12 protein-coding genes and 4 pseudogenes are annotated in these 16,316 nt (G+C 64.7%); 14 read left to right on the forward strand and 2 right to left on the reverse strand.

Annotated features, from left to right (window positions below; all coding sequences use genetic code 11):
- The first annotated feature begins 3 nt into the window (after positions 1-3).
- The 14 genes and pseudogenes from AB3L03_RS05085 (at position 4) to AB3L03_RS05150 (ending at position 14,597) form a co-directional block, all read left to right on the forward strand.
- Positions 4-838: pseudogene (locus AB3L03_RS05085) on the forward strand (phosphoenolpyruvate hydrolase family protein).
- Between the two features lie 25 nt (positions 839-863).
- Positions 864-3,767, forward strand: coding sequence for a flotillin family protein (locus tag AB3L03_RS05090; protein ID WP_026233647.1), 2,904 nt, complete (start codon positions 864-866; stop codon positions 3,765-3,767).
- Between the two features lie 9 nt (positions 3,768-3,776).
- Positions 3,777-4,214: an SRPBCC family protein gene (locus AB3L03_RS05095; protein WP_018458734.1), complete on the forward strand. Its 438-nt coding sequence runs from the start codon at positions 3,777-3,779 to the stop codon at positions 4,212-4,214.
- A 5-nt stretch (positions 4,215-4,219) separates the two neighbouring features.
- A complete protein-coding gene (locus AB3L03_RS05100) occupies positions 4,220-4,669 on the forward strand; it encodes an SRPBCC family protein (protein ID WP_018458733.1) in 450 nt (149 codons plus the stop codon).
- Positions 4,666-5,484: a xanthine dehydrogenase family protein subunit M gene (locus tag AB3L03_RS05105; RefSeq protein ID WP_018458732.1), complete on the forward strand. Its 819-nt coding sequence runs from the start codon at positions 4,666-4,668 to the stop codon at positions 5,482-5,484. Before AB3L03_RS05100 ends, AB3L03_RS05105 begins: the two co-directional genes overlap by 4 nt.
- A 5-nt stretch (positions 5,485-5,489) precedes the next feature.
- A pseudogene (locus AB3L03_RS05110) lies at positions 5,490-5,965 on the forward strand ((2Fe-2S)-binding protein).
- 11 nt (positions 5,966-5,976) lie between these two features.
- Positions 5,977-7,572 carry a xanthine dehydrogenase family protein molybdopterin-binding subunit gene (locus tag AB3L03_RS05115; RefSeq protein ID WP_247299701.1) on the forward strand — a complete coding sequence of 532 codons (1,596 nt, stop codon included), beginning with the start codon at positions 5,977-5,979 and terminating at the stop codon, positions 7,570-7,572.
- 1 nt (position 7,573) lies between these two features.
- Entirely contained in the window at positions 7,574-8,596 is a 1,023-nt protein-coding gene (locus AB3L03_RS05120) for a xanthine dehydrogenase family protein molybdopterin-binding subunit (RefSeq protein WP_085352430.1), read from the forward strand.
- Positions 8,597-8,603: 7 nt separating this feature from the next.
- Positions 8,604-9,485, forward strand: a complete 882-nt coding sequence (locus tag AB3L03_RS05125; protein WP_018458729.1) for a MoxR family ATPase — start codon at positions 8,604-8,606, stop codon at positions 9,483-9,485.
- Positions 9,482-10,603 (forward strand): VWA domain-containing protein, encoded by a 1,122-nt coding sequence (locus AB3L03_RS05130; protein WP_368508315.1) that lies wholly within the window; start codon positions 9,482-9,484, stop codon positions 10,601-10,603. Before AB3L03_RS05125 ends, AB3L03_RS05130 begins: the two co-directional genes overlap by 4 nt.
- Positions 10,600-11,484 (forward strand): amidohydrolase, encoded by an 885-nt coding sequence (locus AB3L03_RS05135; RefSeq protein WP_018458727.1) that lies wholly within the window; start codon positions 10,600-10,602, stop codon positions 11,482-11,484. Before AB3L03_RS05130 ends, AB3L03_RS05135 begins: the two co-directional genes overlap by 4 nt.
- A 41-nt stretch (positions 11,485-11,525) precedes the next feature.
- On the forward strand, positions 11,526-12,374 hold the full coding sequence (locus AB3L03_RS05140) for an MBL fold metallo-hydrolase (protein ID WP_007593031.1): 849 nt from the start codon (positions 11,526-11,528) through the stop codon (positions 12,372-12,374).
- 156 nt (positions 12,375-12,530) lie between these two features.
- Positions 12,531-13,966: pseudogene (locus AB3L03_RS05145) on the forward strand (isochorismatase family protein).
- 3 nt (positions 13,967-13,969) lie between these two features.
- A pseudogene (locus tag AB3L03_RS05150) lies at positions 13,970-14,597 on the forward strand (FMN-dependent NADH-azoreductase).
- A 23-nt stretch (positions 14,598-14,620) separates the two neighbouring features.
- Here AB3L03_RS05150 and AB3L03_RS05155 read toward each other — a convergent pair.
- Both AB3L03_RS05155 and AB3L03_RS05160 read right to left on the reverse strand, forming a co-directional pair.
- Entirely contained in the window at positions 14,621-15,670 is a 1,050-nt protein-coding gene (locus AB3L03_RS05155) for a LacI family DNA-binding transcriptional regulator (protein WP_368508316.1), read from the reverse strand.
- On the reverse strand, positions 15,667-16,311 hold the full coding sequence (locus AB3L03_RS05160) for a ThuA domain-containing protein (protein ID WP_085394203.1): 645 nt from the start codon (positions 16,309-16,311) through the stop codon (positions 15,667-15,669). Before AB3L03_RS05160 ends, AB3L03_RS05155 begins: the two co-directional genes overlap by 4 nt.
- Positions 16,312-16,316: the final 5 nt, after the last annotated feature.

Consider the following 16,316-nt stretch of genomic DNA (forward strand, 5'->3'; position numbering starts at 1 on the left):
CCGATGGCCCGGTTTGAACGCGCTGCACTGTTGAATCGCTTCCGCGAGATGGCAAGGCGCGGCGAGCCCATCGTCGGCGGCGGCGCCGGCACCGGCCTGTCGGCCAAGTGCGAGGAGGCCGGCGGTGTCGACCTCATCGTCGTCTACAATTCCGGCCGCTACCGCATGGCCGGCCGAGGCTCGCTCGCGGGATTGATGGCTTACGGCGACGCCAACGCCATCGTGCTGGAGATGGCCGGCGAAGTGCTGCCCGTGGTGACCAGGACGCCAGTGCTCGCCGGCGTCAATGGCACGGATCCGTTCCGCGACATGGATCTTTTCCTGGACCAATTGAAAGCGCTCGGATTCTGCTGGCGTACAAAACTTTCCGACCGTCGGCCTTATCGACGGCGTGTTCCGCGCCAATCTCGAAGAGACCGGTATGTCCTATGCCCTCGAGATCGACATGATCGCAAAGGCGCGCGAGAAGGACCTGCTGACGACGCCCTACGTCTTTAGCGAGAAGGAAGCTGCCGCGATGGCGATCGCAGGCGCGGATATCATCGTCTGTCATCTGGGCCTGACGACCGGGGGCAGCATCGGCGCGCAGACCGCACTCAAGCTGACCGATTGCCCAGCGCACATCGACACCTGGGCCTCCGCCGCGCTCGGCGTCAATCCGGACATTCTGGTGCTCGCTCATGGCGGACCAATCTCCGATCCGGACGATGCCGATTTCATCATGAGGAACACACGCAACTGCCACGGCTTCTACGGCGCCTCCTCAATGGAACGGCTGCCGGTCGAGCGGGCGCTGACGGATCAGGTTCGCAAATTCAAGGCGATCGGCGCGCGATAACGCCGAAAGGTCGAGGGAGAGAAACATGTCAGGGACTCTGGTCGGTGAATTGATCCTCTGGCTGATCGTCGCCGTCGTGGTGATCGTGGTCGGCGTCTACATCGTGAACTGGCTCTATCACCGCTCGTCCAAGGAGACCTCATTCGTCCGGACCGGCCTGCTCGGCGAGCGCGTTGTGATCAACGGCGGCGCCTTCGTGCTGCCGTTCATCCACGACTACACGCCCGTCAACATGAACGTGCAGCCGATGGGCATCGTGCGCTCCCGCCAGGACGCCGTGATCACCCGTGACCGCATGCGCGTCGACATCGAGGCCGATTTCTATGTCCGCGTGCAGGCGACCCGCGAAGCCGTGTCTATCGCGGCCGCCACACTCGGCCGCCGCACCATGGAGCCCGAACAGCTCCACGCCCTCCTCGCCGGCAAATTCATCTCGGCCATTCGTTCCGTTGCCTCGGAGATGACCCTCGAGCAGATGCACGAGCAGCGCGGTGAGTACGTCGCCCGCCTCAAGGCGAACGCCGCAGAGGCCCTCGCCCAGAACGGGCTCGAGCTGGAATCAGTCGCGATCACCGATCTCGACCAGACCGATCTCGAATTCTTCAACCCCTCGAACCGCTTCGACGCCGAAGGTCTGACCCGCCTGATGGAGGACATCGAGGCCAAGCGCAAACTGCGCAACGACATCGAGCAGGATTCGATGATCAAGATCCGCTCCCGCAACCTGGAGGCCGAGCGGCAGGCTCTCGAGATCGAACGCGAAAGCGAGACGGCGCGCCTCGAACAGGAGCGTGACATCGAGATGCGCCGCGCCCTGCAACGCACCGAGGTCGCACGCGAACGGGCCCTGCGCGAGACCGAAGCTGAGCAGGCGCAGATTTCCGCCCGTGAAACCATCGAGAAGGCGCGAATCGCCAACGACCAGGCGATCGCCGAAGCCCGTATCGCCTCGGAGCGTGAGACCCGCCAGCGGGAGATCGAGCGCACCCGCACCATCGAGGAGAAGGAACTGCTCGCACGGGAGGAAATCGAAAAAGCCCGGATCGCCAACCAGCGCTCGATCGATACCAGCCGCATCGCTTCCGAGCGCGAGGTGCGCCAGCGCGAAATCGAGCGGATGCGGACCGTCGAGGAAGCCGAGATCACCGCCCGCGAAGCGATCGAGAAAGCGCGTATCCAGCAGGACCGCGTCGTGACCGACGCCCGCATCGCTAACGAAGAGGAGACCCGGCGCCGCGAGATCGACCGGACCCGCGCCGTGGACGAAGCCGAGATTGCTGCCCGCGAGACGACCGAAAAGGCCCGCATCGCCCAGACCATGATTGTCAATGTCGAGCGCATCGCATCCGATGAGCGCACCCGTGCGCTGGAGATCCAGCAGGTGCGTAACATCCAGGAAGCCGAGATTGAGGCGCAGCGCGCGGTCGAGGCGGCGCGAATCGACCGGGAGCACAGGCTCGCCGTCGAGCGCATCGCGGTCGAGCAGAATACCCGGCAGTTGGAAATCGAGCGAAATCAGACGCTGGAAGTCGCAGAGGTCGCGGCGCGCGAAGCCACCGAAGCTGCCCGCATCACCCAGCAAGAGCGCGTGCGGTCGCTGGAAATCGCCCGCAACCGCGCCGTCGAGGAAGCCGACATTGCCTCGCGGGAAGCCATCGAAGCCGCCCGGATCGCGCAGGAGAAGTCCGTTGCAGCCGAGCGTATCCAGGCCGAGCGTGACACACGCGCGCTCGAGATCGAGCGCTCAGCCGTGCTCGAGGCGGCCGAGTTGAAGCGCCGCGACGCCATCGAGCGCCAGCGCATCGGCGTCGATCTCGCGCTCGAGGCCGAGCGGATCACGTCCTCCAAGAAGCGCGAAGTCCTCAATATCGAGCACAAGAAGGCGATCGAGATCGCGGATGAGGACCGCGTCATCGCGCTCTCGACCAAGAAGTCCGAGCGCATCGACGCCGACCGCCAGGTCAGGCAGGCCGAGATTGTCGCGCGCAAGGAGGTCGAGACCACCGACGTCTCGCGCGAGCATGCGCTAGAGGCGGCGCGAATCGAGCGCCGCCGTTCGATCGAACAGCTCGAAGTCGCTCGCGTCCAGTCGCTCCAGGAAGCCGAGATTGCCGCGCGGGAAGAGGTTGAGCGCTCCCGCATCGCCTCCGATCGCGGCCTCGACGAGGCCCGCATCGGCCGCGAGCGCGAGTTGCGCAAGCTCGAAATCAATCGCGAGAAGGAGGTCGAGACCGTCTTGATGGAAAAGGCGATTGCTATCCACCTCAAGTCGCTGGAGGAATCCGCGGCCAAGGCCTCGGCTGAGGAAGCGCGGGTGCATGCCACTGAAGCCACCGAGCGCGTCATAACCGCGCGCGAGAGCGAGATCGCGAAGCGTCGCAAGACCGTGGAGATCCTGATCGCCGAGAAGCAGGCCGAGGAGACGCGAATTGCCGCGGAAGCCGAACGGATCCGCGCTGCAGTCGAGGCCGAGGCGCAGCGTATGCTCAACGAGGCCGAGAACGTGCTGACCGACCAGGCGCGCTACTCGCTATTCCGTAGAAAGCTGCTCGACCGCATCGAGGGCATCGTCCGTGAGAGCGTCAAGCCGATGGAGAAGATCGAGGGCATCCGCATCCTGCAAGTCGATGGTCTCAACGGCAACGGCCATGGCGGGAATGGCGGCCGTAGCGCCACCGACGAGGTGATCGACTCGGCGCTGCGCTACCGCGTCCAGGCGCCGCTGATCGATTCGCTTCTGGCGGACATCGGCGTCGAAGGTGGCAGCCTCGCCAAGATGCCAGGCCTGATCCGGGAAGCTCGCGACATGCAGGGCATCAAGGACTCCGCGCGCAAGAGCGGCGGCGGTGGCGAGAAGCCAGCCGCTGCACCCTCGCCTGCAGCCGACGGCGAGCCGCCCGCCGAGCGCAGCCCCCGAAAGAAGAGCTGAGGTCGCACCATGGCCCGCGTCTACGTCTCGACCGTCGTCAAGGCGCGCAACGATCGCGTCTGGGCGCGAGTGCGCGACTTCAACGGTCTGCCGAACTGGCATCCCGCGATTGCGGAAAGCCGCATCGAGGGTGGCGAGCCCTCCGACAAGATCGGCTGCGTCAGGGATTTTCGCCTCCGCAACGGCGATCGCATCCGGGAAAAGCTGCTTGGCCTGTCCGATTACGACATGTTCTGCACCTACTCGATCCTCGAATCCCCGATGGGGGTCGAGGACTACGTCGCGACGCTTCGGCTGACGCCGGTCACGGATGGCGACCAGACCTTCATGGAATGGACCGCTGAGTTCGAATGCGCACCCGAGCGGGAGGCGGAGCTTGTCGCGAATATCGGCGGCGGCGTGTTCCAGGGCGGCTTCGACGCCCTCAAACGCCAGTTCGGAGGCTGAGCGCAGTGCCGCATATCGTCAAGAGCACGATCCTGGATGCGCCGACCGGGTCCGTGTGGGCGGTGCTGCGCGATTTCAACGGGCACGATCGCTGGCATCCGGCGGTCGCGGCCTCCACCATCGAGCGGGCGCAGGCCTCGGACAAGATCGGCTGCGTCAGGCGGTTCAAGCTGCAGGACGGCTCGGAGCTGCGCGAGCAATTGCTGACGCTGTCGGATCTGGAGCAGACCTTCAGCTACTGCCTGCTCGATACGCCGGTCCCGATGTTCAACTACGTAGCCCACGTCCGCCTGCTGCCCGTGACGGACGGCGACCGTACCTTCTGGCACTGGGAATCGCGCTTCTCGACGCGGCCGGAGGACAAGGATCGTATCACCCACATGGTCGCGGAAGATATCTACCAAGCGGGATTCGTAGCGATCCGCCGACACCTCAAGGAGGCTGTGTCAACATGACTGTGACGGTGAAGACCTTCACAAGCTCGAGCGAGGCCGCCGCCGCGCTGTCGTCCGATCGCACCGCTCGCTATCTCGGTGGCGGCACGCTCGTGATGCGCGCTCTGAACGAAGGCGATATCTCGCTCTCGACCATCGTGCGCGCCAATGACCAAGCCTTGACGCGCATCGACCCATCTGGTCCGCGGATCACCTTGGGTGCTGGCGTAACTTTCGCCCGGATTCTGGGCGAGCGTGACCTCGCTTTCCTGCACGCCCCTGCCCGCTCGATTGGCGGCCCGGCGGTGCGCAACATGGGTACGGTGGGCGGCAATCTGTTTGCGCCTAATCCCTATGGCGATTTCACCGTCGCCCTGCTTGCGCTCGATGCCACGGTGGCCCTGCAAGGCGGCTTTGGATCGCGCGACATTCCAATTGAGGAGTTTTTGCAGTCACGTGAAAGGCAGGCGGGCGCGCTCGTGCTGTCGGTGTCATGCACGCGACCGACTAGCGCGGAGGCTTTTCGCTACCGCAAGATCGCACGGATCAAGCCCAAGGGCGGCTCGGTCATCACGCTCGCCGCACATCTACCAATCAGTGGCGGGCGGGTCGCCGGGGCACGAATCGCATTGGGATCGATGGCGCCGACGCAAATACGTGCGCGGGCGGCCGAACGCGCTCTGGAAGGTCGCTCGCTCGATGCCGCGACCGTTGCGGCCGCAGCCTCCGCAGCGGCGGAAGGAACATCGCCCTCCGACAACGCGCTCGGCAGCGCCTGGTACCGCCGCGAGATCGTCGGCGTCCATCTGCGTCGTCTTCTCTTGGGTCAGGAATAGATCGTATGGCCAAGACTGCCCTGCAATTTCGTCACAATGGCAGCGATGTCGCCATTTTCGTCGATGGCGGCACCAACCTGCTCGTCGCGCTTCGCGAATTGATCGGCGACATGACGCCGAAATTCGGCTGCGGCCAGGGGGCTGCGGCACGTGTAGCGTCCTGATCGACGGCGAGCTCCATCTCTCCTGTCTGACGCTGGCCGAGACCGTCGCCGGCCGCTCTGTCGAGACGCTGGATAGCCTGAAGCAGGGACCGAACCTCCATCCGCTGCAGCGCGCCTTCGCCGAGAATTTTGCTGCCCAGTGCGGCTATTGCACGCCGGGCATGCTGATGGCTGCCAAGGCGCTGCTCGACCGCAATCCCTCCCCGAGCCGCGCCGAGATCGTGGAGGCGATCTCCGGCAACATCTGCCGCTGCACCGGCTACGAGCCGATCATCAACGCCATCCTCGCCGCCTCCGGCGGCAGGGTGAGCGCCTGAAGGACCAGATCATGCTGGAACTACGCAAGGACATCTTCGCCGACGAGCGCGACGATAATCTCAACGAGATCGGCAAGGGCACACAGCGCCAGGACATGCTTGGCCATGTCACGGGCACCTCGAGCTATTTCAACGACCACAAGCTCCAGGGCATGCTGCACCTGAAAGTCGTTCGCTCGACCCATTCGCATGCAAGGATCCGGCGGATCGATACCGCGGACGCCGAGCGCTCAGCCGGCGTGCGCCGGATCATCCGCGGCTCCGACGTGCCCCGCAACCTCAACACACTTTTGAGCCTGATCAATTTCGGCAAGGACGACGAACCATCGCTGGCCGTCGACAAGGTCCGCTACAAGGGTGAGCCGATCCTGGCCATCGTCGCCGACAGCGAGCGCGAGGCGTTCGAGGCGATCGCAAAGGTGCGGATCGACTATGAGCCGTTGCCAACCGTGTTCGACGTGGAAGATGCGCTGAAGGCCGGCGCGCCCGTCGTCAACGATACCTATCCGAAGAATGCCTTCATTTATCACGACACATACGACCACCAAAAGCTCCGCTTCGGCGATGCCGATGCCGCACTCGCGACCGCCGATCACGTGCTTGAACAACGCTACCAGATGTCACCAATCGAGCACGCGCCGACCGAAACCAATGGGTCGATCGCGGCGCCCGACACCAACGGGCGCTATGTCGTCTATACGTCGACGCAGGCGCTGTTCTTCTCGGTCGACACCTGCGCCAAGATCCTCGACGTCCCTTCCAACACCTTCCATTTCATTGGCGGCACCGTCGGCGGCGGCTTTGGCGGCAAGGTCGACACGCTGACCGAACCGTTATGCATCCTGGGTGCGATGCTGACGGGACGTCCCGTGCGCTACGTGTTCGGACGCGAAGAAGAGATGCAATACGGCCCGCCGCGCGGCGCCGAGCGCATCTACATCAAGGACGGCGTGATGCGCGATGGCCGCGTCGTCGCGAGAAAGATCCGCGCATATTTCGACAGCGGCGCATATACGCGGCTCTCCAGTTATGCAGCGGTGAAATGCGCAGCCCATCTGCCAGGACCCTACACCATCCCGAACGTCTATGGCGACGTCTACTGCGTCTTCACCAACCGTACGCCTGCAACCGCGATGCGCGGCTTCGGCGTCACCGCCATGGACTTTGCGATCGAATGCCAGATGGACAAGCTCGCGAACCTCGTCGGCATGGACCCGATGGAGTTCCGCATCCTCAATGCCTATCGCGACGGCGACATGAAGGCGCATCGGCGCGAGGCCAAGAACACGGCGCTGATCGAGTGCGTCCAGGTCGCGGCCGAGAAAGCCAAATGGCCGATCCGCGACGAGTTCAAGCGCGCCTCCTCCCGCAAAGACGGAGGCGGCAGCCGCGCTGCCATCCCGCGGACGCCTGCCGACATCCACGTACGGACGACCGCGCCGGCGCAGCAGCGCACGAGCTATGATCGCCTGCCAACGGCCGCGTCGCGCGAACCCCCGCGCGAGCCCCCACCGCCCGCGCCGCCACCGCCATCGCCACCGCGACCAACATCGCCCTCGCATGGGGCGGGCCGATTCTCATCCGTGTTCGGCACCAGGAGGCGTTGAGATGACGCGACATCGCGGACGCGGCATCGCGTCGGTCAACTATCCCATCGGCATGAACCTCGGCGGCGATCCCAGCCAAGCCCTGGTTCATTCCAATCCAAGCGGCAAGTTCACCGTAGCGCTGTCCTCGATCGACCTCGGCCAAGGCATGAAGTCGGTCACGCGGCAGATTTGCGCAGAGACGCTCGGCGTACCCGTCGAGGACGTCTATGTCGATACCGCCGATTCCGATACTGGCCCGCATTGCATGGGCTCGTTCGCCTCGCGCGGCACCCATCGCGTCGGCAATGCAGTGATGGCGGCGGCGCGCGAGGCGCGCGGCGTGATGATGGAGGCGGCCGCAGAAGAACTCGAGGTCAACGCCGCCGATCTCGAAACCGACGGACGTGGCAACATCCACGTCAAGGGCGCGCCGCACCGCTCGATCTCCACCAAGGACGTCGCCATCGCCGCGCAGTTCAAGCAGGGCAAGACCATCGCCGGCCGCGGCATCTTCCTGGTTCCTCTGTCCAATGTCGATCCGGAAACCGGCGAGATGTCGCCGGCGACCTGCTACGCCCATGCCTGTCTCGTCGCCGAGGTCGAGGTTGACGACGAGACCGGCGAGGTCACGATGATCCGCATGGATTCTGCCTATGAGCTCGGCCGTGCGCTCAACCCGCGCCTGGTCGAGCAACAGCTCGTCGGCGGCGCCTGGATGGGCGTCAGTCACGCGCTCTACGAGACGCCAGAACCCTATTATCCCGACCCGGTCCACGGCCCTCGCGACTTCGTCGAATATGTCATGCCCGGTCCTGGCGATATCTGCCCGCACGACATCGCCGTATTGGAACGCCCCGCTCCCGATGGCCCCTTCGGCGCCAAGGGGCCCGGCGAAATGTGCGCGAATCCCGTATTGCCGGCCGTTGCGAACGCCATCTTCAACGCCGTCGGCGTGCGCATCGACGATCTGCCGATTACGCCGGAGAAGGTGCTGCGCGCGATCAAGGCCGAGGGCGGCGCGCGCCCTCAGGCGCGGCGCTGAGGTCTCGATGGCCGTCCGCAGCAACATCGTCGGCATCGACAGCCCAGAGGCACTGGAGAAAGCGCTTCGGGCAGCCTATTACCTTGCCGACGAGGGGCTGGCGACCGCAGCCTATCTCGGGCTGGCACTCGGCAAGCCATTGCTGCTCGAGGGCGCGCCGGGCGTCGGCAAGACCGAGGCCGCCAAAGCCATTGCCGCGGTCCTCGGCCGCCGCCTGATCCGCCTGCAATGCTACGAAGGCATCGACGCATCTGCCGCACTCTACGAATGGAACTATCCGCGCCAGATGCTCGCAATCCGCCAGGCCGGCGATGAGAGCGTCGACATCTACGGCGAAACGTTTTTAATCGAGCGACCGATGCTGGCGACGCTGCGCGCACCTGACTCAACTGTGCTGCTGATCGACGAAATCGACCGCGCCGACCAAGAATTCGAAGCCTTCCTGCTCGAGTTCCTGTCCGACTTCCAGATCTCGATTCCGGAGCGCGGTACGGTTCGCGCCTCTGAGCGCCCGGTTGTCGTCCTGACCTCGAACCGCACGCGGGATCTTCATGAAGCATTGCGGAGGCGATGCGTCTATCACTGGATCGACTATCCCTCCGCCGAGCGCGAAGCGCGCATCGTGATGATGCGGGCCTCCAGCGTCGCCGAGGGGACCGCGCGGGCCGTCGTCGCCGCCGTCGAGAAGCTGCGACGCGAACCACTCAGCAAGGCGCCCGGGATCGCCGAGGCCGTCGACTGGGCCGAGGCCGCCACGCTGCTGCACAAGGGCGGCGCACGGTGGCCTGATGCCTTCAGGCGCTCGATCGGCGTTGCCTTGAAAGACGAGGAGGATCTGCACTTCATTTCGCCGCGCCTCGATGCCCTGCTGGCGGAGGCCTCTGCATGAGCGCCGAACCCGAACTGCCGCGCGCTGCGCGTGTATTCATCTCGTTCGTCGGCTTGTTGCGAACGAACGGATTTGCCGTCGCACCGGAACAGACGACGTCGTTCCTTGCCGCAATCCAGTTGCTCGGTCCCCGCAGCCTGGAGGACATTCGGCAGGCAGCCCTCGCAACACTGGCTCCTCCACCGGAGCGTCGCGCAACGTTCGACCGGCTGTTCGATCTGCACTTTCGCGGAAACGAGGCAATCGAGCGCGTCGATGACGGTGAGGACGACGAGACTGTTCGGCTGCAAGAGGAGGCCCGTGGAAACGACGAGCCGCTGTTGTCGGACGAGGCCAACGAGTCCGGTCTCGCAGCTGCGCGCGCCGAAACCCTGGTCGAGCGCCGCTTTGCGCAGCTCTCGACCACCGATGCGCTGCGCCGGCTGTCCCGCGAGGCGCCGAGGCGCCTGCCGAAGCGGCGCGGCCATCGCCGCATGCGGGCTCGCAGCGGACCCTACGCCGATTTGCGCCGCACCCTGCGCGACTCCGTTCGCAGCGATGGCGAAATTCTCCGGCTGGGGCGTTTGAAGCGGCGGCAGCGCCCACGCAAGATGTTGCTTCTGATTGACGTCTCCGGCTCGATGAAGACCCGCACCGAAGAGAATATGAAGTTCGCGCACACGTTGGTGCAGGCGGCGCCCAGCGTCGAGGTCTTCACCTTCGGCACGCGGCTGACCCGCATCACCCGCCCGTTGCGACTCAAACGCCGAGAGCAGGCGCTCAGGGCGGCGGCCCATGCGGTCAGCGACTGGGACGGCGGCACCCTAATCGGCGATGCGCTTCAGGCGTTTCTCGCCGTGCCCCGCTTCGGTGGATACGCGCGGGGCGCTGCCGTGATCATCGTTTCCGACGGCCTGGAACGGGGCGAACCCGATGCGCTGCGCGATGCGGTCGCGAAACTATCGCGCCGTGCGTGGCGCGTGAGCTGGCTGACACCGCTCGCGGCTGGTCCCGACTTTCGCCCGCAGACCGAAGCGCTGGTCGCGATCGAACGCTTCGTCGACGACCTCGTCGATGGTGGCTCGAGCGCGTCGATCGTCGCGCATGTGCTGGCGCTGGGACAAAGGAGAGTTGCGTGACCGACGTCGTCGATGGGCACCATCATATCTGGCGCCAGACCGACCTGCCCTGGCTGGTGGGTCCGATGCAGCCGCGCATCTTCGGTCCGTACGAGCCGATCCGGCGCGATTACCCGATCGAGGAATATCTCGGCGACATCGAGGGCAGCGGCGTTACCCGCTCGGTCTATGTCCAGACCAACTGGGCCAATGACCGCTTCGAGGACGAGGCCGCTTGGGTGCAGCAGACCGCCGAGGAGCACGGCTGGCCGCATGCCATCGTAGCTTACGCCGACTTTTCGGTGGACGACGTGCGTCCACAGCTCGACCGCCTGAAGCGTTATGCCCTCGTACGCGGCGTTCGCATGCAACTGCATTGGCACGAGAACCCGCTTTATCGCTTTGCCGCGCGGCCGGACCTTTGCACCGATCCCGTGATCCAGCGCAATATCGCCCGCCTTGCGGATTATGGCTGGAGCTTTGAGCTTCAGGTGTTCACGCCACAGATGCCTGACGCTGCGCGCCTTGCGGAATCCTGCCCTAAGGTGACCTTTATCCTCCAGCACGCCGGCATGCTGGAGGACCTTTCACCGGCAGGCCGCGCCGCGTGGCGCGCCGGGATGGCCCGCCTCGCCGCATGCCCGAACGTCGTGTCGAAACTATCGGGGCTCGGAACCTTCATCCACCGCAACGACCCCGCGCATATCGCATCCGTCCTGACCGATACGATTGCGATCTTCGGCGCCGAACGCTGCCTGTTCGGCTCGAATTTTCCGATCGAGAAATTGTGGACCAGCTATCGCGCGTTGATCGATGCATTCCGTGCCGCCGCGGCGCCGCTACGCGATGATCAGCGCGAAGCCATTTTCAAGACCACCGCTATGCGCGTCTATCGGCTCTGAGCGCCGAGGAAACAACGAGAACGGACACAGGGAGGGACGGAATGCCGCTGGAGATCAAGATTTTGGACTATGGCGATATTGAGCTGGAATCGAGCTTTTTGGTTCTCGGCCGCGATTGCGGCCGCACCCGCCGCGTCCTCACCCTCGGTTTCCTGATCCTCGGCGGCAAGTATCCGGTCGTGGTAGACACCGGTTACCGTTCCAACCAGATCATGGAAACGCTGGGGATGCGCGGCCTGCAGTATCACGAGCACATGATCGAGAACCAGCTTGCGCGGCACGGCGTGCGGATGGGCGATGTGCGTTTCGTCTGCCACACCCATCTGCACATCGACCACGCCGGCAAGGACGATCTGTTTCCGATGAACACGACCGTCGTCCTCAACCGTCGGGAGCTTGAATATTCTGTGTCCGGCCTGATGCATCCGCAATATCCGGCACCGGATATCAAGCATCTGATCGACCGTCTGCACACCAAGAGTGCGCTGCGCTTTCTCGACCTCGAGATCACAGGTCCCATCGAGTTGATGCCGGGTGTCTACTGCGACGCCGCGAATGCGCATACCGAGGGATCGATGAATATCATCGTCGAAACGGCCGACGGCATCGCCACCATCTGCGGCGACGTCATCTATGATTTCAACGACCAGATCGTGACGCCCTTCAACGAGATCCACGACTGGGAGCCGCGCACCACTGGCAACCACGGCACCACCAAGCGGGCCGAGAAGGCCGCCATCAAAAAGCTGCTCAGCAATTCGCGCTATCTGCTGCCGGTCCACGACCGCCCCGCCAAGATCGAAGGCGGCAACGTCGTCGGCCGGCTGCACGACCAGGTGCCTGGGCCGGTCGTGCAGTCTCTGCCCCAGCGCAACTGGTTTCCGGCCTAGACGCCAGAGGATCGACCGATGACCCACGTCACCTTGCGCTCCGAATTCGAGACCCTGATCGATCCCTACGCACCAGTCGCGCAAATCGGCACCGGTTTTGACTTTACGGAAGGACCGATCTGGCATCCGGTGGATCATTATCTGCTGTTCTCAGACATGCCGGGCGACGTGCGCCGGCGCTGGGATGCGCGGCGCGGCGTCGCCGAGGTCAAGCGTCCCTCGAACAAATGCAACGGCATGACCTATGACGCCGAGCTCAATTTGATCGTTTGCGAGCACGCGACATCGTCGTTGATCCGCGAGCGGCCGGACGGACGGCGCGAGGTGCTGGCCTCGCACTTTGGGGGACAGGAGCTCAACAGCCCCAACGACGTCTGCGTGCACTCCTCCGGCGCGATCTATTTCTCGGACCCCTGGTATGGCCGCATGCCGGTCTATGGCGTCGAGCGGCCGAGGCAGCTCGGTTTCCAGGGCGTCTATCGCGTCGTGCCCGGCGCCGACCCGAAGCTCGTCGTGGACCGCAATCTGTTCGACCAGCCGAACGGGCTGTGCTTCTCGCCCGACGAGAAACTGCTCTATGTCAACGACACCGTGCAGGCACTCATCCGCGTGTTTGATGTCAATTCTGACGGTTCCCTGTCGACCGCGCGGGTGTTCGCGAGCGCCATCCGCTCCGAGCTCGAGCCCGGCTTGCCCGACGGCATGAAGTGCGACCAGCACGGCAACGTCTGGGTTACGGCACCCGGCGGGGTCTGGGTCTATTCGCCGCGGAGCGAGCTGCTCGGCAAGCTCCGCCTGCCCGAACTCGTCGCCAACCTTACCTGGGGCGGGCCGGATTTCCGCACGCTGTACCTGACTTCGACGCACTCGGTCTATGCAATTCCCACCAGGGTCGGACCGCGCCACGAGCCCTATATGAGCGGCAAGCGAGGCAGCGGCACTGCGGCCGCGGGCTCTGCTTCCGCTGCCCCCATCCTTGCCGACGGCGAAATGCAGCTCGACCCGCGACGCTGCGCCATGATCATCCAGGATCTCCAGAACGACGTCATCATGGATGGCGGCGCCTTTGCCGATTCCGGCGCGCCAGGTCACGCGAAGCAGCAGCGCGTCGTCGAGAATGTCCGCCGCCTAGCCGAAACGGCGCGGGCGCGAGGCGTGGCCATCATTCATGTCTGGTTCGTCGTCGAGCCCGGCGCGCCCGGCGTGACGCTGAATGCGCCGCTGTTCGAGGGTCTCGTCGACAGCAAGGCGATGGTGCGCGGAAGCTGGGGGCGGCACCGGTGTCAGGTCTCGAACCACGGCCCGGCGATTTCGTGGTCGAGAAGGTGCGAATGAGTGCCTGGGAAGGCACGAGGCTCGAAACGATCCTGAAAGCCACCGGCCGCGACATGATCATCAACACCGGCGCCTGGACCAACATGTCAGTTGAGCACACAGCGCGGACCGGTGCCGACAAGGGCTACTTCATGATCGTTCCCGAGGATTGCTGCTCGACCATGAACGCCGATTGGCACGCCGCGTCGATCAATTTCGCCATGCAGAACGTCGCCGTCGTGACCAAGGCCGATGCGGTCATCAAAGCGCTGGGATGAGCGGTGGCGAAGCTCCTGCACCTGTCTTGCTCGCCCCGCGGCGACCTCCTGGTCAGGCGCCGGCGCACGCGTTTTCCTCGACGGCTTTCGCCGAGCTCGGCCCGACTGGGACGTGGACGTTATGGATCTCTGGCGCGAGCGCTTGCCGGAATTTTCAGGCCCCATTGTCGAAGCCAAATATGCACGGATGAAGGCGCAGGCCTTCAACGACGCGCAGCGGGACAGCTTCGCGGAAGCCGAGCGGATGGCGGTGCGCTTAGCGCTCGCCGAGCGGGTGCTGATTTCGACGCCAATGTGGAACTTCGGCATTCCCTATAAGCTCAAGCAATGGTTCGACATTATCGTCCAGCCCGGGCTCACCTTTCGGTTCGATCCGTCGCTGGGGTATATCCCGTTGCTGAAGGACCGGCCGACCATCGTCATCATTGCCAGTGGCAGCGATTTCGCCACCGGAATGAATCGCGGGCGCATCGACATGGCAGCGCCTTACCTGCGCGAAATTTTGCGTTTTGTCGGCATCAGCAATGTCCGTTTCATTCCGATCGGACCAACCACCGGACCGCAACAGCCCATTGAGGTGGCTCGCGAACGAGCCCATCGACGCCTGGCCGCAATGGCCGAGAGCTTCTGATGCGCCCCGCAGGTCAGTCGAGGCTACGGCAGATTGTCCCGCAGAAAAATGTCGATGCGGATGCGCTCCTGGTCGGGGCTGATCGGCTCACCCGAACAATGCGCGAGCAGGACTCGCGCCGCAGACCGTGCCTCGTGGCCGGGATCCTGGTTGATGATGGCATCGAGCGTGCCGCGGACCAGGAAACGCCGCGTGTATTGGGTCAGCTCATGGGCAATCCAGACCACCTCGCGCGCCCGTCCCGAGGCCTCAAGCGCGTCGGCGATGCCACGGTTCCCGGCGCCGCAGCAGTATATGCCGCGCAGATCGGGCTGGCGCGCGAGCAGTGCCGCAGTGAGCTCCCGGGTGCGCTCGCTGTCGTCGCGGCCCTCGATCACCGGCAGCGCGACTAGGCTCTGATATTCGCTGGACAGGATCTGGTGGAAGCCGAATTGCCGTTCGGTGTGATCGCGCAGCGACAACGATCCCGCGATGACGGCCACCGTCCCCTTGCGACCAGTGAGGAACCGTCCCATCAGCGTTGCAGCGGTGCGGCCTGCCGCCGGGTTGTCGATGCCGACATAGTGCAGCCGGCGCGAGCTCGGCGCGTCCGACACGAGGGTCACCACAGCGACCCCGCGCGCAGTGAGTTCGTCGATCGCGGCGCGCACCCTGGGATGGTCGAGCGCGATCACGGCGACGCCATGATAGGCAGGCGAGAGATTTTCCAGCGCGGCGGCGAGTACGTCCGGATCGAACACGTCGACACGCAGGATATCAATGAAGCCGCGCTGGCCGGCGAGCCAGTCTGCGGTGCGCTGGACCTGCTCGGTCAGGTTGGTCATGAAGCTGTTGCTGCCCGTCGGCAGCACAAAGGCAAAGCGGAACGTCTGCCCGCGGGCAAGCCGCGCGGCCGCGACGTCGGCTCGATAGCCGAGTTTTGCCACCGCGGCCTCGACCCGCGCGACGGTCTTGGCGCGCACGCCCTCGCGCCGGTTGACGACGCGGTCGACCGTGGCGAGCGAAACACCCGCCGTGCGCGCAACGTCCTCAAGCGTGGCACGAATCACCGGCTGGCTCGCACCAGCATTCATTCGCGCGCCGCCCACAGCATGCCGCGGGTCATCAACGTCCGGATCTCCGGTACGTCGAGCTCGTAGGCGCGGTGGCCGAGCGAGGAATAGAACACCCTGCCCGCGCCGTATCGCTTCTTCCAGATCACCGGCATCACCACGCCCTCGATCCAGGGGGCGTGCTCGCCGGTGAAGGTCGTCGTCGCCAACACCTCGTTGGCGGGGTCGACATGCATGTAGTACTGCTCGGAACGATGCTCGAAACTCTTCAGGCCCTTCATGATGGGATCATCCGGTTTCGTCAAGTCGACCTTGTAGTCGATGATGTTGCCGGGATGCGCAACCCACTGCCCGCCGCACAGGAACTGGTAGTCGACGGAATCGCGGAACGCGTCACCCATGCCGCCATGATGGCCGGCGAGCCCGACGCCGCTTCGGACCGCAGCGCAGAGATTGAGCGCTTCCGCCTTCTCGATCTTCGACATGGTGTAGATCGGGATGATCAGTGACAGGTCGTGAATCGCGGGATCGGCGAACGCGGCGGTGGTGGTTTCGATCCGCACCTCGAAGCCTTCAGCCTTCAGCCAGCCGCGGATCATCGAAGCGCAGAGATCGGGATCGTGTCCCGGCCAGCCGCCCCATACAATTAATGCCTTGCGCATGGTCA

This window comes from Bradyrhizobium lupini, assembly GCF_040939785.1.
Classification (GTDB): Bacteria; Pseudomonadota; Alphaproteobacteria; order Rhizobiales; family Xanthobacteraceae; genus Bradyrhizobium; species Bradyrhizobium canariense_D.

Bases quoted from the DNA above. Each gene is read 5' to 3' on its own strand.
- AB3L03_RS05160 (WP_085394203.1), bottom strand. From the start codon at position 16,311: ATGCGCAAGGCATTAATTGTATGGGGCGGCTGGCCGGGACACGATCCC.
- AB3L03_RS05125 (WP_018458729.1), top strand. From the start codon at position 8,604: ATGGCCGTCCGCAGCAACATCGTCGGCATCGACAGCCCAGAGGCACTG.
- AB3L03_RS05095 (WP_018458734.1), top strand. From the start codon at position 3,777: ATGGCCCGCGTCTACGTCTCGACCGTCGTCAAGGCGCGCAACGATCGC.
- AB3L03_RS05120 (WP_085352430.1), top strand. From the start codon at position 7,574: ATGACGCGACATCGCGGACGCGGCATCGCGTCGGTCAACTATCCCATC.
- AB3L03_RS05105 (WP_018458732.1), top strand. From the start codon at position 4,666: ATGACTGTGACGGTGAAGACCTTCACAAGCTCGAGCGAGGCCGCCGCC.
- AB3L03_RS05090 (WP_026233647.1), top strand. From the start codon at position 864: ATGTCAGGGACTCTGGTCGGTGAATTGATCCTCTGGCTGATCGTCGCC.
- AB3L03_RS05115 (WP_247299701.1), top strand. From the start codon at position 5,977: ATGCTGGAACTACGCAAGGACATCTTCGCCGACGAGCGCGACGATAAT.
- AB3L03_RS05140 (WP_007593031.1), top strand. From the start codon at position 11,526: ATGCCGCTGGAGATCAAGATTTTGGACTATGGCGATATTGAGCTGGAA.
- AB3L03_RS05155 (WP_368508316.1), bottom strand. From the start codon at position 15,670: ATGAATGCTGGTGCGAGCCAGCCGGTGATTCGTGCCACGCTTGAGGAC.
- AB3L03_RS05130 (WP_368508315.1), top strand. From the start codon at position 9,482: ATGAGCGCCGAACCCGAACTGCCGCGCGCTGCGCGTGTATTCATCTCG.